This is a genomic window from Pseudomonas folii, from assembly GCF_014357575.1.
GTDB classification, from domain to species: Bacteria; Pseudomonadota; Gammaproteobacteria; order Pseudomonadales; family Pseudomonadaceae; genus Aquipseudomonas; species Aquipseudomonas folii.
In genome coordinates this window covers 1-22900 of sequence record NZ_JACONW010000033.1, presented here as the reverse complement: position 1 = coordinate 22900, position 22900 = coordinate 1, and the positions used below count along the sequence as shown (strand labels likewise).

Sequence of the window (22900 nt, the reverse complement as noted above, 5' to 3'; positions counted from 1 at the left end):
TATTAATTTTTCCGTGCTGATTGAATTAACAAGTCGATCATCCGCAGATTATTCTTTGAAGGTGCAGCGTTAAACTTAACAGCAAGCGGGTCAGCAACCACAACGCGCCCTTCATTGCTAATCAGGAACTGTAGGTCACTGATTTGAATATTGTTGCTTACCATTGTAGCTCGAATATTTTGTAAATCTGAAATGCTTTGCTGGTTGAGGAGTTTCGAATCACCGACAACGCGTACCTTCCCGTCCAAAAGTTTCACAACATCTTTAGACCCTTGGGCAAACTGATCCATAAGCATACCAGGGGAACCGTCGACGCTCACGGCTCGAGGATTCACAGTGGGAAGTCCGGCATCATTGAGCCTGCCGAGCATCTCAATTTCATCGGAGATTGCCTGCGAATTCGTTCCATTACGTAAGACACCAACCGCTTGATTGTCTCCATAGGCGTAAACATCCTTATTACCGCCACGACCTAGTAAATCGCCAAGATCAGAACGACCAATATTCAGACCTAAAATGGCATCAGTACTTTTTGCCCCGACATCAGCCGCTGCTTGCGCAGCTGCCTTTTCGCTTACTGCTACGCCTTGGCCACGAACCGCCGACACACCCGCGACGCTCGCGCCAGCAACGCTTGCCGCCGCTCCTAATCCATATGCGACCCTTTCCGCGGCGGACAAAGGCTGGCCCGTGATCGGGTGCAACCCGCTAATGGCCATATATGCCTGACATGCCGTCGCAGAAAAACCTATCCCGCCACAACCACTGTCGAAGAGGTCAGCGGCTTTTTTCGCCAAGTCGGCCTCGGTAGCTTCAACGGTGGCCGCTTGCTGCGCCCGACCAATAACAGCCTGGGCCGCCGTTGCAGGTATGAGCTCCCACTCTGCGCCTTGGCTTGTGGTAACGACTTTGTCCGTTACCACACACATGTTATTTCCGGAAATAGCGCACGGTATTATTTCACCTGGAACGGTGGTGAATAGCATGTCCCGCCCCATATCCTCCGCGACATAAATGGTGTCTTTCTTGAGGACGCTTTTTGCTTTCTCCTCAAGCGCGAGGATTTTCTTGTTCTTGCGCTCACAGGCGTCGCTTGCAGCGCCGCCCACGCACTCCTCTGCGTACTCTTTTCTCAAATCCCGGAGCGTCACCTTCTCAATATCGCTGAGGTGATTGTTCTCCACAGAATTCTTAGCAGCCAATGCCCCGGCAATTACGCTGACATCGCTATCGGATGTCAGTGCGCCCGCCAAACCACCTGCCAATGTCGACAGCGCTGAAACCGTCTGACGCTCGGTTTCGGTCAGTTGATCGCTACTCTTGTCCGGGTACAGTTGGCGAGCAACCAACTCACCCAGGCCTGCGCCTGTGCCACCGGCAAGCGCCGAATTACCCTGAGCCTGTGCAACCACGGCCCCCAAGACCACATGCGCGAACAGGTTGGCGTTGTCATCACCAGCCGTCATTTCCTTGATGCTGTGAGCGAGATAGGGCGCCGCACCGCCAGCCAGTGCGCCAGCAAAGTTGCCACTCAATACACCTTGAACGACACCACTCGCAGCCTGGGCAGCGCGCTGGAAGCTACTGCCCGTTCCATAGTTGCGTTGGACCTGATCGCGAACCTCATCAGAAGAAGGGTCGGTGTTTCCCGCATCAGCGAGCTGCTGGCGCGCCTGTTTCGCTTCTTCACTGTTGGGGTCTTTAGCAGCCTTGTTTCGCGCTTCCGCGATAGTGTTTGAAAGGTCCTTAACAAGCGCCACGGAACTGCGCACCAGCTCCATGCGCTCTTCAATTGCCTCGCGATCCGGCCTGTCGAGCGCACCGTTGGCATGTGCGGTATCACGATTCAGACCAATCAGATCGCCGCCACCCTGGGCGCTTCGAACCTCGATCGCGCCCTCACTGACAGCACTGCGGGTGACGCTTTTATCGGCGTCGTCAAGCTTCAGCCCAAACACCATGCCCGGAGTAAGTGAATTCCCTGAGGTCGACACGCTCGCGCTGACTGCATGGCTTTCGATTTCGCTGATGTTTTTAATGTCACTGGTGATGAGGCGATCGGTGCTGAGGCGGTTTTTGCTCGCCGCTGCGTCGCTGGCGATGACAGCACCTTGAAGCACGGTGTTCTTGCCCACCTGAATGTCATAACCGCCCTGGCCTGCATAAAAACCAGACTGGTCAGTAACGGCACGGTAATCACTATTGAGCCCGCTCATTGCGATGTTGGCGGACGCCGTGACCGGGGTGCCTAAGCAGAATGGCGGTACGCAAATACTTGCGCCGACTCCACCGCTACTTTGTTTATTGCGTTGCGTCTCGGAGTCTTGCAGCGAGGTAATTACCAGATCACCGCCAATGTTGGCCTTGATCCTGTCAGCACGGACCTGGGCACCGATGAGACGCGTGTCATTGCCGCTTTCAAGCACCAGTGAACCCGTGTCGATAGTGCTATTGACCTGCGTTACAGAGCCACCAGTACCCTTACCTTTGGCGTTCTGAGCACCAAGGTCGAGGGTGAAGCCGTTTTGCGCGCCAATGTTAAAGCTCGCGCCAATGCTGGTTTTGTTGTTGCTACTGTCGTTCGCCCAATCGGCCCGGTTCTGTGCACTGAGCAACAAAATGTTGCCCTTGGCCCTGAGATCGATGTTGGCTGCCTTGATGGTGCTGCCGACAACCTTGATGTTTCCTTCGGTGCCAGCAGCACCACCATTCGCCGCGACTGCCAGATTCCCACCAACATTGACGGTGCTCTGCTTGGCAGTCTCGCTGCTGTATTCACTGGTACTTTTACTACGTGTGTTGGCTAGCTCGGTGCCAATCTTGATGACCGAACCGTTACTCAGGGCATCGTCCCTTACTTCCTGCGAATCCGACATGAGATCGGATGCCGTACTGCCCAACTGGTAGGCCGCCAACATCCCTTGGGCAACCTTGACCGCCTTAAGACGGGGGTCATCGCTTTCCTTGGCAGCCTTTACCGAATCGCGCATGGTTCTAACGGCATCGACAGCCATGCCACCAATGACTCGACCCACCGCCAAGCTGCGAGATTTATCCTCGGTGCTCTGGCTAGCCGTTTGCGCTCCTGACGTAATGGTCACGTCCGAACCACTGAGCGTCATGTCTTTGGTGCTGACCAAATCACTGGCGGTGACGCTCAGGTCGCGTCCTGCATTTAAAGCCACGTTGCCGTTGCTGGAGCCAATCGTACTGCCGCTGAGGGTAGTTTCTGCTGCCTTGCCATTGTGTTTCTGGCTGCTGATAGACAGGTGCTGATTGCCAGTAATGTCATCGATACCGAGCTTGTTGCCCGTGACGATCCCGGTCAGGTCGCGGTTCTTTTCCTTATGCATGTCAGTGCGCGAGAAGGTGTTTTGCGCAGCATCAACCTTCAGATCGCGTGCGGCTTCAACCAACAGGTCGTCGGTGCTGACCAGTGAGGAGCCCGTAATCGTCGCATCGCGTCCAGCGGACACGCCGACAGTTTCACCCGAAACCGTGCTGCCTGCTGCGGTGGTAGTCGTCTCGTCAACCTTGGTCTGGACTTTGCTGGACTTCAGGCCACCCCAACTGCTTTTACTTTCTTTGCGCTCGTGACGCTCAGTAGCGGAATCAGTGACAGCAAGAATCTGTACATCCTGATCGGCAACCAGTTGCGTAGCGCCTTTTTCAGAAGTAACGGCACTGCCTGCCAAAAGCAGATTTTGACCTGCGATGGCTGTGCTGTCGCCGTTGGCACTGACCAGGCTGCCCACATTGGTGATACTGCTGGTTTCATCCAGGCGGAATTTCTTGCCGGAGGAGCTTTTCTTGGTTTTGCTGAAGAAGCTGTAGTCCTGATCTTCAGCTGCCTGCATGGCGAGGTTGTTACCGGCGACCAGATAGGCTTCATTCCCCGCATTGACCTGGCTAGCAGTCAGCGCCATGTCCTGCCCGGCGCGGAGCGTCGCATCGCCACCCGCCTTAAGCACACTCGACACCTGGCTCACATGATCTTCCTGAGCCTTAACCTTTTTGCTCTTGCTGTACGAATGCTGCTCATCCGCCGCGGAGGCGATGTTGAGGTTTTCTCCGGCGTCCAGGGTCAGGTTGCGCTTGGCGCTGATCTGGCTGGCGACGGCGCTGATGTTGCGGGCGGCGACGACCTGGAAGTCGCGACCGGCTTCTACAACAGAGCCGTATTGGGTGATGTTCTGGCGGGTGGAGCGCGTGCCGACGGCGCCGCTGTTTTCTTGTTGGGCGGATACGATGTTGACGTCACGTCCGGCCTGGATTGTGGTGTCGCCGCCACTCTTGATCACGCTGCCGACGTTGTTGACGTCGCGTTTGGCTTGCATCGTCAGGGTGTCGGCGGCTTCGATGCGTGCTGCGCTGTTGACGAACTGGGTGCGCTCGGAGCGGTAACCGCTGTCGCTTTGGTGCGTCGTGACGCTGCGCTCGTTGAGCAGGTCGCCATTGACGGCGACGAGTTCGACGTTGCGTCCGGCGATCACGCCGCCTGCGGTGTTGGTCAGGTTGTTGTTGGCGCGCATTTGCAGCAGGTTGCCCGCCTCGACCAGACCTGAGTTGGTCAGGTTACCGCCAGCGCTGACGCCAAGGTTGTTGGTGGCGCGCAGGGTGCCGCTGTTGTTGAGGTTCTGGCCGCTGATCAGGGAAACGTCGTTGCCGGTGATCAATGCACCGTTAGGGGCAAGACGGTTATTGGCCTGGGCCATGTAAAGGACAGGCACGAGTACTTTTTGACCCGAGACTTCGTGCTGCTCCATCCACACGATGTCGTGGGTCAGCGCTGCGACTTGCTCGCCCGTCAGGCTTACGCCCACCGACAGATTGAGGGCGTCCTTGCTGGCGATGGCGTTGTCCATCAGGTATTTGAACAGGCCTGCATCGCTGGTCTGGCCGTCGATGAAACGCTGGCCGGTGCGGGCGATGACTGCTTGCTGGATCAGCTTCTGCTCGTAGTAACCATCACCCAGACGTTTCTGGGCTTCGTCCGGGTTGTAGCCCAGCTTGTCGAGCATGTAATCCGAGCTCAGGAAGCGGCCCAGATTGGTGAACGCCGGATCGCTTTCGATCAGGTATTTTTGCGGGTTGGAGGCGAACTGGCTGGTGGGCAGCTGGAAGCCGGGCAGGTTTATCGGGTTGACCGCTTGCTGACCCAGGTCCGGTGCCAGCTGAGGATTAAGCGCGACGACGGTGGAGTAACCCGGCTCGCTGGTGTCGGTTTTTGCGCCGCTGCCCACGTAGGTGTAGCCACCGCGCACGACGGAGTTGTCGATGCCGTTTTTGGCCTGAACGTTGACTGCGCCGCCCGCCTGAATGATGGCCGAGTAGCTTTGGTCAGGTGCTGCCAGTTGGGTAGTTTTCGCGAAGTCGGGCTTTTCGCCTTCAGTACGACCGATGAAGGTGGCCATCGCGGCTTCAAGACCACCCAAATCATTTTTGTTGTAACCGGGGCTGTCGATTGAGTATTTCTGAGTAAACGCACTGGCCAGTCGGCGCATGAAACCAGGGCTACGGGTTCGCTCTTCTACAAAAACACGGTCGGTCTGGGTGTCGTGGGTTTCAATCGCGGTGTTGGTGAGATCATCAAAGATGGCGGTGAGGTTGCCTCCCGCAGCGATGCTACTGCTGCTGTTGAGCAGACTCCCGCCAGTGAGCAGCATGCTGCCGCCGGAGGTGATGCTTGACGCGGCGCTGGCTTCAGTAACGGCCACATGATCACGCTGGCTGATCAGGAAAGGCCTGTGCTGCTTGGGCCCCTCACAGTCGCCAGCCGTTTGCCCCTGGATACACGCAGTGGGTGTAATCGAGGCGCTGTAGATTCCCGACTCGACCGTCAGAATGGTCCGGATGTTCTTGATGGTGCTCGCCGCCAGGCTCAGAGTGCCGTCGGCCTGCATGTTCGAGGAGCTATTGGTGATGCTGGTGGCCAACCCGCCCAGACCGTCGCGATCGACAAGCAAGTTGCCCATCGCGTAGATGTCGGATGCAACGTTATTCAGTTCATCAACCTGCAGGCTGATATTGCCGCCGCTGAAAATCAGCGCGTGGTCGTTGAGCAGGCTGCCCGTGCTGACCGTCAGCACTTGGCCTGCTGCCAGGGTGCCGAGGTTGCTGACCCGTGGGGCGTTGACACCAAGGGCTGTCGCGGAGGTGATGCGACCGCTGTTGGTCAACTGATCGGTGAGGGTCAGATCCACGCGGCCATCGCTGGCAATGACGCCATTGGTTGACCAGTTAGCGCCTCTGCCGACGAAACTGTTGGTCCCCAGAAGTTGACCCGTTGCGGTCTGTTGGAAGTTGCCGACATCAAGCGTCAGGTTGGCAGCCTGAATCACGCTGCTGTTGGTCCAGGCGGCTTTGTTGAACGCCAAACCACCCCGCGTGACCAGGCTGCCACCCGCGTTGTCGAGGGCCAGTCCGGAGACGTCCAGTGCGCCGGTGCCGACGTGCAGAACGCTGCCGTTTAGGTTCTGGAAACTGCCCGCGGCCAGGCTCAGGTCAGTGTTGGCCGACTCAAGTGCGCCACCGGTGTTATCCAGCAAGCCAGCAATGGCGAAGCGGCTGTTACCTGTAAGCCCCAGGGAACGAATCTGCCCGTTGGTGTTGTCCAGGCTGGACGCGCCGAGATCCAGGGTTGAGCCACTTTCGATGAGGCCTGCGCGGTTGTTGATTGCACCTGCACGAACGGTCATCCCGCCGCCGCTGCTGATGTAACTGTCTGAACCGTTGAGCAGATTATCGGCCGTCAGCGTCATGTCGCCATCGCTGAGCAGTTGGCCTTGGTTCTGGTTATCCAGTATCGAGGTGGTGGCGATCAACGTTTGACCGGCAGCGAAGATGCCGCCGTTGTTGACCAGCGATTGACCGGCCGTTGCCGACAGGTTGCGGCTGGCGATCACGTTGCCGGTGTTGGTGACGGTTTGGCCATTGAGGCTGATGTCGCCGTTGGCATTGCGGGAGTTATCCGCGTTAACGCCCGTCTGTAAGGTGCCGCTGTTGTCCACGACCTGCGAGGCCGTGGCCGTGAGGTTGCGGCTGGCAACCACATTGCCCGTATTGGTGATGGATGCACCGGCGAGGCTGACATTGCCCGAATCGGCGGCGCTGTTGGCAGAGGTGGTGGCCTGGATCGCGCCACTGTTAGTCAGCGATTGTTCCGCGGTGGCGCTGAGGTTGCGGGTGGCGACAACGTTGCCGGTGTTGTTGATCGTTTTGCCATTCAGGCTGACGTCACCGGTTGCATTGCGGGTGTTGTCAGGGTTGATGCCCGCCTGGACAGTGCCGCTGTTGGTCAACTGACCGCCACTGCTCAGTGTAATGCGGTCACGGGCGGCCAGGACCTTCTGGTTCTTGAGGCTCCCACGGGTTTGCACGTTTGCCGAAGTACCGGCGTAGATCGAGTCCTGCGCATCAAGGCTGGCAGCATTGACGTTGACTGCGCCGCTGGCGGCCGCCTTGGCCATGGTCAAATGGCCGTTGGCGTCGATTTGCATGTCGCCGCCGCTGGCAGCCATATCGCCAGCCAGTTTTACCCCGACACCTTTCTCGGTGCCGACCAGTTTGATGGTGTTGGCGTACATGCCGCCCAGTGCCGACGAGTCAATCGCCAACGCCGGTTTTTCAGCGTCGTTGCCCGCGCGTGCAGTGGTGGCCAGCGTGTCAGCGTTAACGTCGTTGGCGCCCGCGACGACGTTCAGCTGTTTCGCGTAAATGTTGGCGTTGATTTTTGCCGAACGGGTGATGATGTCGAACTGATCGACATTGTCGGCGTTGAGGCCGTCGCCTTCGATGTTGACACTGCCGCCATCAACTTCGAAACGATCAAGCTTGCCGTTGCCGTCCAGCACTGGCTTACCGGTGCTGAGGGTCACACGAGGCGTGTTGATGAATCCGCAACCGTTACAGGTCACGCCGTAAGGGTTGGCAATAATGACCCGCGCCGACTTGCCTGCCACCTCGGTGTAGCCATTGAGCTGGCTGGCGCTGCCGCCGTTGACTTCGTTAAGGATGACGCCTGCTGCTTTGCCGCCCAACTGGCTGTTGCCGTTGATATAGCCCGCCAACTGAGTGTTCTGCACAGCACCGGTGGTGTTGTTGAGGATCACACCTTCCTTGCCGACGTTGTAATCCTTGAACTGGTTATGAGACAGCCCCGCCGCATTGGGCGCCGCAATATTGATCACCGGGACGCCATTGGCGGCCTGGCCCACGCTGGTGTTGGTGCCGCCGCTGACTGCAACTCCGCCCGCCTGCGCCCAGATCGGCTGCCAGAACATGACGTTGACCATCAGCAACGCCAACGCACGCTTGGACACGCCTAAAAAGCGCTTGCGTGGCTTCAACTCAGCAGAAGGTTGGCGGGCCAGAAGTGCAAATTGATGAACGTCCATTTTCGAAGTCTCGCGGCAACAAATTTGATTAATTAGAGAAACAGGTCGACCTGGAAGTAGATCGGCGCTTCGCGCTCAGTGAGCACGCTTGGGCGCTCCAGCGAATGGGCGAATGTCACGCTGGCGCTGACTTGCTCGCCTCTGGCGAACAGCTGCAGGGAGTTACTCGATACGCGGCCGTTGAAACCGCCGCTGTACCGATCGTTACTGACCACACCCTGGTCGTAACCGACGCTGGTGCCGTACTGACTAAAAGCGGGGCGCAGCCAGTCCAGCGTCACCGGCCGCGTCCAGCGCAGCTCGTTACGCCAGTAGCCGCCACTGGAGCCGGACAGGAATTGATCCTTGTAGCCGCGCACGGAAGAGCTGCCGCCTACGCTGATGCGCTGCGAGCTGAACAGCACGTCTTCGCTACGCTGCCCCGTGGCGAGGCTGCTGAAACTGAAGGACTCGCCCAACCAATTGAACGGCAGCAGATAACTCGCGGTAGCGGTGTATTTGCGATAGCGCGGAGTGGCAGTGAGGTTGCCCAATTCGTCTCGTTGCTGAGCATCCTGTTGCGCATCCAGTGCGCCGATGCCCTGCTGCATGCCCAGGTCCAGGTTGACGAAGGAGTTGCCGATCCGCCGACCGTGGTTGATACCGAATTGCGCTTCGGTAATCCGGTTGCTACTGCCCTCAAGTCGGGCGTCGTCGATGTAGTTGTTGGTACGCAAATGAGCCAGCCCGGCACTGACTGAGGTTTTGCTGACGGCATCGCGGTGGATCAGACGCTCGGCGAGAAATTGGTGGTTCTGGCTGTCACCGTTCTGTTTGAAGCTGAAACCATCACCTTGCGCCTGTGAGCGATAGTCGCTCTGGCTGTAGGTGTAACTGAAGTTCCACCAGCCATACGGAACGTTGTAATAGAGCATGGCGTTTTTGGAGGTGGACCTGTGATCACTGACCACATCATGCCCACCACGCACGATCAACTGGTCGGCAATACCCAGCGGGCTGTCCCACTCAAGCCCGGCATTGACCTGCTGTTCGCCGGTACTTTTCTGCCCGTCGTTGTTGCGTGACAAGCTTGCGCGCCAAGGCTTTTGTGGCTCGTTGCGCACCAGCACGTCACTGCCACCGACCTCGTTGCCTGGCGCCAGCTCCATCTGGGCCTGTCTGGAGGGCAACCGATTGAGCTGGTCCACCAGTTGCTCGATTTCGCGCAAGTTCAGGACCTCACCTGTGGCCCCCGGAAACGCCATCGCCAGTTCGCGCTCGGATACCGTGCTGCCTGGCGCGCCTTTCAGGCTTTCAAGCTTGCCTTCCACCACCAATACAGTCAGGTGCCCTTTGGACAGGTCCTGTTGTGGCAGATACGCACGACTGGTGACCAGCCCTTGATCGAGGTAGTAATTGGTAATGGCTTTAAGAAGCTCATTCAAATCGGCCACGGCCAGGCAGCGGTCCATGTAAGGCTTGAGCAGCCGATCACGATCAACACCACTCAGGCGCTCGGCCCCCTGAAGCTCAATGGTTTTGATCGGGAAGCAGCGCGCATCGTCAGGCGACGCAGGTTTAGCGGGCTCGGCGTTGGAACCTGGCAGTTCCTTGAGTTCCTTGAGTCGGCGTTGCTGTTCTTCAATCAGCCGGTTCTGTCGATCACGAATCAGGTCCTGATCGCCCGGGGTCGGCACAGTCGCGCCAAAAACAGGCGAGCCGATAGCAAACAATAAGGCGCACGAATGCAGCCACGTCCGTGGGGAGGCAAACATAAACATTCCATCGATATGTCTCAGGCATGGGAAGTGCCCGAGCAGGAAGAAGAAACAGCAACCGCGAAGTGGAAGCTTAGATACCGGCTAGATGCCAGCTGATAGCAGCAAAGTGCCAGCAATCGTTGGCAAATTTAACAAGGTGTATCAATGCTGAAACAGACCCCTCATTCGAAGAAAGTTCCTACAAGGGGAAAATTTTGTGATGGGTATCACTAAAAAGGGGCGAAATCTCGCGCAAATCGCAATTCATTAAGTGGGGTCGGCTCTATCCGGGAAGGCGGCTTATCAGGTTTGACACATTCAGTGGATGTAACGACCTCTTCGTGGCTGAAGCCGATGCCACGTCATTAGCTTGCGGGCTCGCGGTAGGAGTCCACCAATCACCTGATTTGAAATACTTTTCTGTAGGAGCTTACGAGCACTGCGAGGCAGCGATGGCGTACTGCCTGATACACCGCTATCGCGGCCTCGCGGTGCTCGTGCGCTCCTACAGGGATAGAGCGATCTCCTACAAGTCAGATCAAAATCGCCTCAGGGCAGCAAAATCACTTTCTCCCCGGCGCCTTGATTCACCTCTTCGTACCGCGCCAGGCCTTCGCTCAACGGCGACTCGACCAGACCTGTCGGCAGCGGCAAGCTGCCTTCGTCGAAGAATCGACCGAACTGGTCGAGCATCTTCGCGCAGGCCTGGCAGTCGTAAAGCAGCGAGTTGATCCCGACTACCGAACCCCCTTTGCGGTACAACGCCAGCGAGGGCAGTTGCACATGGCCGTCCACGGGTGCCGCGATGATTGCGATACGACCGAAGGTTGCCAGTGCAGGCACCGCAGCTGGAAGCCAGAAGCCGGTGGTGTCGAAAATCACATCGGCGCCGCTCTGGAAAACACCGTTGACCTGCTCCGCCAGCTCTTCTGGCTTGCCCAGCACAATGCCGTCGAAGCCTTGCTCTTGCAGCGTGGCGATGTGTTCCGGGCGGCGTACCGCGCCAAGTACGCGCGCGCCGAGAATCCTGCCCAATGCCAAGGCCGCACTGCCCACAGCACCATTGGCCCCAATGACCAGCAAGCGCGTATCGGCGTTGACCAGACTGCGTTGCAAGGCATCCCACGCTGTGGTGTAAGGCACGCCCAGGCTGGCGGCCTGACTGAAGTTCAGCGCCTTGGGTTTGAGCGCCACCCCCTTGGCGGGCAAGGTCAAAAACTGCGCGTGAGAACCGTCGCGGAAGAAACCGGGTTCTTTACCGGTGCCCCACACTTCCCGACCCAACAGTTCCTGGGGGCCTTCAATGACCACGCCCGAAAAATCCCGGCCTGGTACCCGCGGCAAGGTGGTGTAGGGAAAACGCCCGAGGACGTTTTTCACGTCACTGGGGTTCAGGCCTGCAGCTTTGACCTCGATCAGCACTTCATTCTGAGCGGGCACAGGCGTGGGCAGGTCGACGTATTGCAGAGCAGCGAGGTCGCCGGTTCTGGAGAATTGCAGGGCTTTCATCGAAGCCTCCATTGGGTACGAAATAAATGATCAGGACATCCAGGTGGCAATCAGCTGACTGCCCATCGGCCACAGCTTTTCGCCCAGCAACATGCCGGTCAGGCCAACGAGTGCGACAGCGGGCGGTGCGGGGGAGCGAAAATCAAGCGCGCCATAGAGCAGGCCGACGCCGATGCCAATGACGATGGAAATGAGGTAACTCATGGTGAACCCCGTGCATAAATTGCTCATGCACGCAGTTTAGGGGCGGACCGGAAAAGCTATCGGCCAAGGACTTCTGAATATCGGTCAGGGTGAGTGCACAAACTATTTTTTCCCTGACACCGCGCTGTCGCGCATCAAGCAGGGCACCTGTAGGAGTGAGCTTGCTCGCGATTCGTTTTCCTGGCCGATGAAAAGACCGCCTGAACTGACGCTATCGCGAGCAAGCTCACTCCTACAGGAATGCATTTCAATTCAATGATGTATGTGCGTACTGCGAAGGCGCCACACCCAACTCGCGTTTGAACATGTCGCTGAAGCTGCTGGGCGAATAGCCCAGGGATCGCGCGATGGTGCTGACCGGTACGCCCTGAATGATTTCAGCTACCGCGGTTGCCAGTTGCACCTGTCGACGCCATTCGGCGAAGCCCATTCCTAATGCGCCCTGAAACAGGCGCGCCAGGGTGCGTACGCTGGCTCCAGCATTTTCGGCATGTTGCTCGAACGGTATATCCAGCGACGGTTCGCTCATGACTGCCTGACAAAGGCTCAGCAGACGTCGGTCCGAGTTGTCAGGCATGGGGATTTTCAGGACCGAACGCTTCGCGCGTTGCAGCTCCAGAAGCGCCAGACTGACCAGCGCGTCGTAATAGTCTGATTCTTGATCCTTGGCCTGATCGACCAGCCCCAGGATCAGTTCGCGTAACAGGCGGCCAACTTCAAAGACCTGTACGGTTTTTTCCAGCGTGTCGGCGATGGCCGGACGCAGGTAGATGTTGCGCATCTCCAGATCGGTGACTACGCGAATGCCATGTATCACGCCAGGCGGCAGCCACACCGCACGTTGTGGCGGCACGACCAACGCTTCCAGTGGCGTTTCCACCCACATCACCCCGGAGGTGGCATACAGCACCTGCCCCCACACATGCTCATGAGGCTCGATAAAAAGCCCACGCGGATAGGTGCGCGCCAGCGGTTGCACGGGCACGGCGGTATCAGACAGGTCGGGAGGTGCAGCGAGGGCCATGAGGGGTGACCGGATCAGATCAGGATGGGGCACATAGTAGCCGGTCAGGACGCGGGAGTGATTGTGGTGGGACCGGCTTTAGCCGGTCCCACAGGGAACGCAGTGCGCGCCCTTCACACGATCATCAGAAAACGTTGATCGGATAGTCAACGAAGATGCGGGTTTCGTTGCCGTTAACGTTGTATTCGCTAGCGTTATCAGACACACGCAGGAACGAGTTGCGCAGACGCAGGGACAAGTCCTTGGCCGGGCCGCTCTGTACCACGTAAGTCAGTTGGCTGAAGATTTCGCGCTCTGTGCCATTGCCACGGTCAGTGCCGTCATCGATATTGCTACCGCGCACATAGGCCGCTTTGTAGCTTAGACCCGGGGCAACCAGACCGGACAGGTCAATGCCGTAGGCGGCTTGCCACGAGCGTTCGTCCTTGCCGTTGAAGTCAGACCAGTAGGAGTTGGCCAGGTAGATGGTGTTACCGCCATCACCGTAGCCGCCGTCGTTTTGATAACCGCTGTAGTTGTAGCCGGTTTCGCCAGTGCTGCGTTGGTGAGCCAGGGTGAAGGAGTGAATTCCCACCGCCCAGGTCGCCGCGAGGCTCCAGATCTTGTTGTCACGGTCGCCCGCCTGAGTGGACGCCGAGAAGTTCTTGTCCATCTTGGTCTTGTAGCCGTTGAAGTCGAACGTCAACGACTGGTCAGGTGCCAAGGCAAACACATAGTTCAGGTTCACGTACTGCTTCTTGAATACGTCCTCGTTGTCAGAGGCGTAGAGGGCGGCAGTGAACTCGTCGGTGAACTTGTAGCTGGCACCGTAAACGTTGATGCTTTTCAGGCCACCGCTGTCACGCCCTTCGGCTGACTTGCGGGCTTCCTGAGTGAAGCGACCGACGTTGACTTCCAGACCCTCGATCTCTTTGGAAGTGATCAATGTACCCGTGAAGCTTTCTGGCAACAGACGGCCGTTGTCGTAGCTCAGCACTGGCAGCGCTGGCATTTGATCGCCGTACTTGATGACAGTGTTGGAGATACGCGCCTTGACTGCGGCACCCGCACGAGCGAGGTCATGAGCAGCTTCACCGCTGTCGCCTTGCTTGAAGAAGTCGATGCCCGGCGCGCCACTGCGGCCTTTGCCGCCGTCCAGACGAATGCCGTAGAGCGCGAATGCATCAACGCCCACGCCAACAGTGCCTTGGGTGAAACCGGAAGTGAATGCGCCCGTGAACGCCTGGCCCCACTCCGCACGATCCGAGTTCGGCTCGCGCTTTTTGTAATCGCGATTGATATAAGCGTTGCGCAGTGCAAGATTCAGGTGGCTGTCTTCAACAAAGCCCTTGGAATCTGCCTGACTGTCAGCCATGACCTGGCTTGCACTGATCAGACCCAGTGCAAGCAAACTGATGCGTTTGTTAAGCATTTCTAGTTGTCCTTTTTTCTGCGGATTTGATCACGCGCTGTGGCGACATCCCATAGGGTGTCTGCGGCTCCCGAATGTCATATTCGCGAAGCCCGCACGAAATCATCGCAGTGGACTACTGATGCACGTACATGGCGCTAAGGCCACAGGCGGAGGACGCGAATCCTAGTCGCCGGTCATAAAACTGTCAATTTGCGAAACTTTCTATGCTTATAACTGTCTCGCAGGACCACGTTTGGCGAGGCCTTAATCCTTGAGTACGCTCAGGAGCGCTTCAAGCTCGGCCTCGTTGAAGAGCCCGGCAGGGTAACGCTGCAGAAGCATCTGCCTGACATCCGGGCGTTGAGGTGTGCGCATACTGGTCGTCCTTAACCAGTCAGCCATCATCTGGCGCGCTTCGCTACTAGCAGACAAATGACGAGCGCGATGCTCTAGACCTGCGTTCATAGGACAACCTCTTAAGTCGTGAGGGGCTCAATCTACTGACCCTTTGTGACAGAAAGGCTAAGTGGAAAACGTTTCGACATTGGCCGTCGCTCCATCCAGAAAGGCAGACGCCGGAAGCGTAACCCACAAAAAAGCCCATCACCGGGATGGGCTTGATCACAGCAAGAACGGAGCCAACTATGTAACGCGAATGTAACCGCGCCTCACAATTCAGGCCCGATGAGGCGCTGGCTGTTGCTGGGTCAGGCAGTGAATATTGCCGCCACCCAACAGTAATTCGCGGCCCGGAACCATGACCACTTCGTGCTCCGGAAACAGCTGCTGCAGTATTTCCAGGGCTTTTCCGTCCATCGGGTCGTCAAAGCTGGGGGCGATGATCCCGCCATTCACGATCAGAAAGTTCACATAAGAACCCGCCAGACGCACTGATGGGTTGCGTTCCTGGCTGCCGTGCACTTGATCGACACCCGCGCATTCTTCTTCGGTGGCGAACAAAGGACCCGGGATTGGCATCTTGTGAACAACGAATGCCCTGCCCTTGGCATCCCGGGTGTTTTCCAAAATACCCAACGCCGCGTGACAACGTGAGTAGTTGGGGTCTTTGGGATCATCGGTCCAGGCCAGCAATACTTCGCCCGGCCGCACGTAGCAGCAGAAGTTGTCGACATGCCCGTCGGTTTCGTCGTTGAACAGCCCGTCAGGAAGCCAGATCACTTTATCCACAGCCAGATTGGCGCTGAGGATCGCCTCGATCTCTTCGCGGGGGAGGTGCGGGTTACGATTGCGGTTGAGCAGACATTCTTCAGTAGTGATCAGCGTGCCTTCGCCATCGACATGGATCGAGCCGCCCTCCAGAACGAAGCCAGGGGTCACATAGCGTGGGCATCTTTCGATTTCCAGCACCTTGCTTGCCAGCTGCGAGTCCAGATTCCACGGGGCGTACAGGCCACCATCAAAACCGCCCCAGGCATTGAAGTCCCAGTCCACGCCGCGCACTTCGCCCTGATTGTTGATCACGAAGGTTGGCCCGGTATCACGCACCCAGGCGTCGTCGTTACTGATTTCCACGACACGGATGTTAGGCACGTCCAGGCGGGCTCGCGCGTTGTCATATTGGGCAGCCGAAACCGCAACCGTCACAGGCTCGAAGCGCGCGATGGCCTTGGCAACCGCAACGTGGGCAGTCTGGACCGGCTTGCCACCCAGACGCCAGTTATCCGGACGCTCAGGCCAGACCATCCACGTCTGGGTCTGAGGAGCCCATTCAGCGGGCATATGGAAACCGTCGGCGCGTGGCGTGCTGTTGAGAGTGGTCATGGGTAATCAGGACTCCGGTAAGGCGTCGAATCGAACAATCGATAGTTGGCGACTTTATAGACGATAAAAATCGGGTTTAAAAGCTAAAAACAGGAAATAGAAATATATTTCAGCCTTAAAGATCGATACAAATCTGCAATGTATATCTGTAGGAGCTGCCGAAGGCTGCGATCGCGTTGTCTCATGAAAAATGCTTCGCAGCCTTCGGCAGCTCCTACAGAAAATGCATTTCAATCCAGTAGTTTGCATGTTGCATATAAGAGAGCTTTAGCCGCGAGGGCGTCAGCAGTCACTCCAGCTCAGCCAACACCTTCGACACGCTATCCACAAAAAAGTCCACGCTCTGGCGGGTCGTGCACATCGGTGGTTTGATTTTCAGAATGTTCAAATAGTCGCCGGTTGGCTGCATGAAGATGCCCAGATCCCGCAGCCGGTCGCACAGATAAGTCGTCTCTTCGGTCGCAGGCTCCAGGCTCTGGCGATCACGCACCAATTCAACGCCCAGATAAAAACCCATGCCGTGAACGGCACCGACCAGTGGATGAATGTCGATCAACGCTTGCAGCCGGGCCTTGAAATGCCCGCCCACTGTTTCAGCATTCTCCCAGAGCTTTTCTTCCTCCATGACATCCAGCACCGCCATGCCGATCCGGCAACTGACCGGACTGCCGCCCGCGGATGAGAAGAAATACCCCTCGGCCTCCAGCGCCTCGGCAATTTCGCGGCGGGTAATCACGGCACCCAATGGATGACCATTACCCATGCCCTTGGCCATTGTAATGATGTCCGGCGCGACGCCTTGCTCTTCGAAGCCCCAGAAATATTGACCCAGGCGGCCGTACCCAACCTGCACTTCGTCGGCGATGCATACACCGCCCTGCTCCCTGACCTTCTGATAAACCTGTTGCAAGTAACCCGGCGGTAGAGAAATCCCTCCGGCATTGCCGTACACCGGCTCACAGATAAACCCCGCCACCTGGCGCTGTTGTGCCGCCAGTTGCTGCAGGACATGCTCGACGCTTCGTACATACTGCGGCGCGCTGTTCGTACCCCGAAACTCGCCGCGATAGGTGTTTGGCGCCGTCACTGGATGCACCCAGTCCGGACGGGTACTCAGCGCCTGAGGGTTGTCGGCAATCGACGTAGAAATTGCATCGGTCGCCACCGACCAGCCGTGGTAAGCCTCCAGCACGCTGAGCATGTCGCGCCCGCCGCTGTAAGCCCAGGCAAGGCGAATCGCAAGATCGTTGGCCTCGGTGCCGCTGTTGACCAGAAACACGCGATCCATGCCTTCCGGTGCCAACTTGAGCAAACGTTCCGAAAACTCGGCAACTGCCGCGTAATGAAACCGCGAGTTGGTATTGAGCAGCGACCATTGCCGCCCCGCCTCAGTGGCCATGCGCGGATGACCGTGCCCCAGCACGGCAACGTTGTTGAGCATGTCCAGATACGAGCGGCCCTGCATGTCGATCAGGTGATTGCGCCAACCCCGTTCGATCTGCGGCGGTGCCTGATAATAATGTTTTTGCGAGCGCGCAAAACTGGCGTCGCGACGCGCCAGCAGTTCAGCTGAATCCGGCAGTGAAGGTGCGTCGCAATCAAACCCCAACAGTGCAGCGGGTGAAGGACACAGTGCCAGCCATGCATCTGCCCAGGAAGGGGTCGTGAACAGTGGCGGGCTGAGGTCCGGAGCGGAACACAGCTGCAGCAGCAGTGAGCCGTTACCGTGGCCGATCACCTCACCGGCGACAACACTGGCCCCCGGCGTCAACTCCAGCGCTGCGCCCCAGATTTTCAGGCTCATTTGATCGCCCACCAATAACAACGCTGTATCGGCGGTCAGCCTGAGCGTACCGCTGAACGGCGCATGCAGCGCGGCGGCTGTCGTCAGGTGCAATTCAACATGCAACGCGAAGGTCTCGGGCGCCTTGGCGCTATCGATCACCGTGCGAGACAACCGATATTCCCCAAACCGGCTTGCCGACTGCCCTGTGACCTGCGCGGCTTGTTTGAGTAACAGTTCGTCGATGCCGTTCTGCGTCCAGTTACCTGCAATAAAGTGTTCGCTGAGCACACCCAGATCCACCAACCGAAACTCTCGTCCGCTCAGGCTGGGCAGCAGTGGCTGATAACCCACGGCAGGAGTGATCTGAACACGGACATTGACGGCCGCAAGAATCGCCGCCTCCATCAAGGCCAGCGGCACTGACGTCGCTACATCAAAAATGGCCCATTCGCTGTCGATATTTGCCTGGATGTAGGCATTATCCGGCTCGACTTCGGCCTGCTGCGCACTACTGAGCACCAATACTGCGGAGCGGGCGACGATCAACGGCCATAACGCCTGAAGCTCTTCATGTTGCAGTGGATTGATCGCGTGATAAGCGCGAATGGCCGGCAAGATGTACAACGGATCGCCGTCGGAGTGGTGCAGCAACGCAGCACACGTCACCGATAAATCTGCCACCCGCCAGGTACTGACCAGATCACCGAAGTCGATCAAACCCTGCAATTGCCAATGCACGTGAGCATCTCGCGTCCAGACCACGTTGTACTCGGTGATATCCAGGTGCACGGGCTGCACAGGCAACTTGGGGATCAACGGGATCAAACGTCGCTGCGCCTGTTCAGCAGCTTGTGCAAGGCACGCGCGTTCGTCTTCGTTATCAATGACGGGTAACAGATGCTTGATCACGGCCTGGGAGTGACGCGGATCCCACTGCAGTACTCGCTCCAGCCCCGGATGTTCAAGGCTGGCAAGGGAGCGATCAACGTGTGCGCAAAGCTCGCCAAGCCCTGTTACAACATCGAGCGGGAGATGCTTCAGATGACTTAAAGCCTGGCCGTCGATGAACTCCAGCAACCGGGCATGCACCGCATGGCCGCCAACCTCCAGCGACAGCAGTTGCTCGCCCGAATCAGTCAGTCTTACTCCAGGAACTCTGACCTGGGCGTTATCCGCCAGGTGCCCCAACGCTGCATGTTGTGCGTGCAGCTCCAGCGCAGAGTAATCCCCATGGCAGATCTTCAGTACAAAACGACGCTCACCGGTATCGAGTAGAAAGTTACGATCCTGCTGGCTGCCCAGTTCTTTCAGCGTGCCTCTCAGTCCGTAGTGCTGTTCCAGCAACTGCATGGCCTGCCCGGCGCTGACTTCAGGACAAGGCAGACTGGAACGACGAATCAACGTAGCGAGCGGCATTCAGTGACCCCGGTCTTGTTATACAAAGCGAATGAATTTACAACACTGCAACTATAGGTGTGCCGGAGTCCGACTACAAAATCATGAAAGACAGGCAGGCCAAGCGGCGGTTTAATGACGTTCCATGCACACATGATCAGTTCTTTTCATTAACTCGTGAGCGATTATTGATTGATGGTGCTTGCACGCATCGCTTCGCACCCACAAGCTATGCTCCATACGTGTTAAAGACCTGAAAGGCACAAGGCAAACTCATGCGAATACTTGTTACTGGCGGCGCGGGCTTCATTGGCTCGGCGCTGGTCCGTCATCTGATAAAGAATACCGATCACGAAGTACTCAATTTTGACAAACTGACCTACGCGGGCAATCTCGAGTCGCTGGCTGGCATCGCGACTGATACCCGCTATGAGTTTGTACAGGCTGACATCTGCGATCAGGCCAAAGTCAGCGAAGTGCTGGCCCGTTTCAAGCCGCACGCCATCATGCACCTGGCGGCCGAGTCCCACGTTGACCGCTCCATCGACGGTCCGTCCGAGTTTATCCAGACCAACATCGTCGGCACTTACAGCCTGCTGGAAGCCGTGCGCGGTTACTGGCTGAAGCTGCCGGAAGCCGAGCGCGAGGCGTTCCGCTTTCACCACATTTCTACTGATGAAGTGTATGGCGACCTGCATGGCGTCGATGATTTGTTCACTGAAACCACGCCGTATGCGCCAAGCTCGCCGTATTCAGCCAGCAAGGCTGCATCCGATCACCTGGTTCGGGCCTGGCAGCGGACTTACGGACTGCCGGTAGTCGTGACCAATTGCTCCAACAACTACGGACCGTTTCACTTCCCGGAGAAACTGATCCCGCTGGTTATTCTCAACGCCCTGGCGGGCAAGCCATTGCCGGTGTATGGCAACGGCCTTCAAGTGCGTGACTGGCTGTTTGTCGAAGACCATGCCCGCGCTTTGTACAAAGTGGTCACTGAAGGCGTTGTTGGCGAAACGTACAACATCGGCGGCCATAACGAGCAGACGAATATCGATGTAGTCAAAGGCATCTGTGCGCTGCTGGAAGAGCTGGCGCCTTCGCGCCCTGAGGGCATCGCCCATTACGCGGACCTGATCACCTACGTGGCGGATCGTCCGGGTCACGACCAGCGCTACGCCATTGATGCCAGCAAGATCGAACGCGAGCTGGGCTGGACCCCTGAGGAAACCTTTGAATCCGGTTTGCGCAAAACCGTGCAGTGGTACCTGAACAATCTGGAATGGTGCCGCCGTGTACAGGACGGCAGCTATCAAGGCCAACGACTGGGCTTTACCGATTCAAAGGATCTGATCGCATGACCAAAGGTATCGTCCTGGCAGGAGGCTCAGGCACGCGCTTGCACCCGATTACACTCGGGGTTTCCAAGCAACTGCTGCCCATTTACGACAAACCGATGATCTACTACCCGATCTCGGTGCTGATGCTGGCTGGCATTCAGGACATCCTGATCATCTCGACACCTCTGGATTTGCCTCAGTACCGCAGTCTGCTCGGTGACGGCAGCCAGTTTGGCGTGCGCATCCAGTACGCCGAACAACCCAGCCCGGATGGCCTTGCGCAGGCGTTCCTGATTGGCGAGGAGTTCATTGGCGATGATTCGGTATGCCTGATCCTGGGCGATAACATCTTCCACGGGCAGCACTTCGGCGAACAGCTCAAAACTGCCAGGGATCAGAAGAACGGTGCCACCGTCTTCGGGTACTGGGTCAAGGATCCAGAGCGTTTCGGGGTCATTGATTTCGATGAGAACGGCAAGGCGCTGTCCATCGAAGAGAAGCCCAAGGCACCCAAGTCCAGCTATGCAGTGACAGGGTTGTATTTTTACGACAACGAAGTCATCCGCATTGCCAAGGACGTGAAGCCTTCGCCCCGTGGAGAGCTGGAAATCACTGACATCAACAACGCCTACTTGCAGCGCGGCGACCTGCACGTTGAACGTTTCGGTCGCGGTTTCGCCTGGCTGGATACCGGTACGCATGACAGCCTGCTGGAAGCCTCGCAATACGTGCAGACCATCGAGCACCGCCAGGGCCTGAAAGTCGCCTGTCTTGAAGAGATCGCCTATCAGAACGAATGGATCGATCGTGAACACCTGCTGGAACGCGCTCAGTATTTTGGCAAAACCGGCTACGGCCAGTATCTGTTCAAACTTGCGGGGGAAAACCGTTGAATGTAATTGCCAGTGAGATCCCCGAAGTACTCATTCTTGAGCCACGCGTATTTGGTGACGAACGAGGATTTTTCTACGAAAGCTTCAATGCCAAGGCCTTTGCTGATGCTACCGGGCTGCGTGACTTGAGCTTCGTGCAGGATAATCACTCCCGTTCGGCCAAAGGCGTACTGCGCGGCCTGCATTACCAGATCGAAAATGCCCAGGGCAAACTGGTACGCGTAACGGCTGGAGAGGTTCTGGACATTGCAGTGGACATTCGCAAAAGCTCGCCTACGTTCGGCCGCTGGGTCAGCGTCAGGCTATCTGCGGAAAACGCCCGGCAACTATGGATCCCGGCGGGCTTCGCCCATGGGTTTGTAGTGCTCAGCGATTACGCCGAATTTCTCTACAAAACGACGGACTACTACACGCCAGCCGCAGAACGCTGCATCCGCTGGGATGACCCGGATCTGGCTATCGACTGGCAATTGGACGGCACGCCGCAACTGTCGGCCAAAGATCAAAACGGCAGAGCATTAAAAGAGGCTGACCTGTTTCCATGAGCAAGCCACTGAGAATCGTCATCATCGGCCAGAACGGCCAGGTGTCCCAAGCGCTGCAGAAGACCCTGGCGGGGCTGGGCGAGCTGGTTGTCCTTGGCCGCGACAAACTTGACCTCAGCGACCAGATGGCCGATTTCGATCAGATACAGGATCTAAAGCCAGACCTGATCATCAACGCTGCGGCCTATACCGCAGTGGATCAAGCCGAGACTGACCAGAAAACAGCGCTTGCCGTTAACGCAATCGCCGTCGGAATGCTTGCCGATCAGGCGAAAGAGCTGGGCATCCCGCTGATTCATTACTCAACGGACTACGTGTTCGACGGCAGCAAAGCCACACCCTGGACCGAACAGGACAAGCCCGCACCTTTAGGTGTTTATGGCGCCAGCAAGTGGGCCGGGGAACAGGCTATCGAGTACGTCGGCGGGCAGTATTTGATCTTGCGCACCAGTTGGGTTTACTCCAACACGGGACGTAACTTTCTGCTGACCATGCAGCGGCTGCTGCAAGAGCGTGATTCGCTGAACGTCGTGTCCGATCAGGTGGGTGCGCCCACGTGGGCCGGGACCATTGCGCAAAGTACGCGCCAGTTGATCGAACACTGGCGTGACGGGAAACCAGGCGCCTGGGGCACGTATCACCTGACCGCCAGCGGCGAAACTTCATGGTTTGGTTTCACTCAGGCCATTGCCGAGCAGCTAAGCGTGCAAGGTAAAAAGTGTGCAGCACTGGAAGCGATTCCGTCCAGTGCCTACCCGACACCCGCCGCTCGCCCGCTCAACTCGCGACTCGACTGCAGCCTCCTCCAACGCGAATGGGGCGTGCAACAGCCGGACTGGCACAGCGCGTTACTGGAGTGCCTGGCTGAGCAGTAGTTCTGCATTATTCGGGACCTTA

At 57.6% G+C, this 22900-nt stretch carries 12 protein-coding genes; 4 read left to right on the top strand and 8 right to left on the bottom strand.

Translation table 11 applies throughout. The features are described from left to right. Positions 1 to 2: 2 nt before the first annotated feature. From H8S59_RS09515 to H8S59_RS09475, 8 genes are all read right to left on the bottom strand, one after another. Positions 3 to 8396 carry a hemagglutinin repeat-containing protein gene (locus tag H8S59_RS09515; RefSeq protein ID WP_246475158.1) on the bottom strand — a complete coding sequence of 2798 codons (8394 nt, stop codon included), beginning with the start codon at positions 8394 to 8396 and terminating at the stop codon, positions 3 to 5. Positions 8397 to 8428: 32 nt separating this feature from the next. Then, positions 8429 to 10150, bottom strand: a complete 1722-nt coding sequence (locus tag H8S59_RS09510; RefSeq protein WP_187521250.1) for a ShlB/FhaC/HecB family hemolysin secretion/activation protein — start codon at positions 10148 to 10150, stop codon at positions 8429 to 8431. Positions 10151 to 10684: 534 nt separating this feature from the next. Beyond that, the gene (locus H8S59_RS09505) at positions 10685 to 11644 is read right to left on the bottom strand and encodes a quinone oxidoreductase family protein (RefSeq protein ID WP_095092861.1); all 960 of its coding nucleotides are present in this window, start codon (positions 11642 to 11644) and stop codon (positions 10685 to 10687) included. Between the two features lie 30 nt (positions 11645 to 11674). Beyond that, entirely contained in the window at positions 11675 to 11848 is a 174-nt protein-coding gene (locus H8S59_RS09500; RefSeq protein WP_187521249.1) for a DUF1427 family protein, read from the bottom strand. 247 nt (positions 11849 to 12095) lie between these two features. Beyond that, positions 12096 to 12872 (bottom strand): AraC family transcriptional regulator, encoded by a 777-nt coding sequence (locus H8S59_RS09495; RefSeq protein WP_095092863.1) that lies wholly within the window; start codon positions 12870 to 12872, stop codon positions 12096 to 12098. 124 nt (positions 12873 to 12996) lie between these two features. Next, positions 12997 to 14283, bottom strand: coding sequence for an OprD family porin (locus tag H8S59_RS09490; protein WP_095092864.1), 1287 nt, complete (start codon positions 14281 to 14283; stop codon positions 12997 to 12999). A gap of 657 nt (positions 14284 to 14940) precedes the next feature. Continuing rightward, complete coding sequence (gene aguA / locus H8S59_RS09480) at positions 14941 to 16047, bottom strand: agmatine deiminase (protein WP_187521248.1); 1107 nt, start codon at positions 16045 to 16047, stop codon at positions 14941 to 14943. 289 nt (positions 16048 to 16336) lie between these two features. After that, positions 16337 to 19249, bottom strand: a complete 2913-nt coding sequence (locus tag H8S59_RS09475) for an aminotransferase (protein ID WP_187521247.1) — start codon at positions 19247 to 19249, stop codon at positions 16337 to 16339. Between the two features lie 254 nt (positions 19250 to 19503). On the opposite strand from H8S59_RS09475, the gene rfbB reads away from it, so the two are divergent. Genes rfbB through rfbD form a run of 4 tightly spaced genes read left to right on the top strand, consistent with a single transcriptional unit; the run spans position 19504 to position 22878 of the window. Next, the gene (rfbB, locus tag H8S59_RS09470; protein WP_187521246.1) at positions 19504 to 20586 is read left to right on the top strand and encodes a dTDP-glucose 4,6-dehydratase; all 1083 of its coding nucleotides are present in this window, start codon (positions 19504 to 19506) and stop codon (positions 20584 to 20586) included. Further along, the gene (rfbA, locus tag H8S59_RS09465) at positions 20583 to 21458 is read left to right on the top strand and encodes a glucose-1-phosphate thymidylyltransferase RfbA (RefSeq protein WP_095092869.1); all 876 of its coding nucleotides are present in this window, start codon (positions 20583 to 20585) and stop codon (positions 21456 to 21458) included. Before rfbB ends, rfbA begins: the two co-directional genes overlap by 4 nt. Beyond that, positions 21455 to 22003, top strand: coding sequence for a dTDP-4-dehydrorhamnose 3,5-epimerase (gene rfbC / locus H8S59_RS09460; RefSeq protein WP_095092870.1), 549 nt, complete (start codon positions 21455 to 21457; stop codon positions 22001 to 22003). Before rfbA ends, rfbC begins: the two co-directional genes overlap by 4 nt. After that, positions 22000 to 22878 carry a dTDP-4-dehydrorhamnose reductase gene (rfbD, locus tag H8S59_RS09455; RefSeq protein ID WP_187521245.1) on the top strand — a complete coding sequence of 293 codons (879 nt, stop codon included), beginning with the start codon at positions 22000 to 22002 and terminating at the stop codon, positions 22876 to 22878. Before rfbC ends, rfbD begins: the two co-directional genes overlap by 4 nt. Positions 22879 to 22900 lie beyond the last annotated feature (22 nt).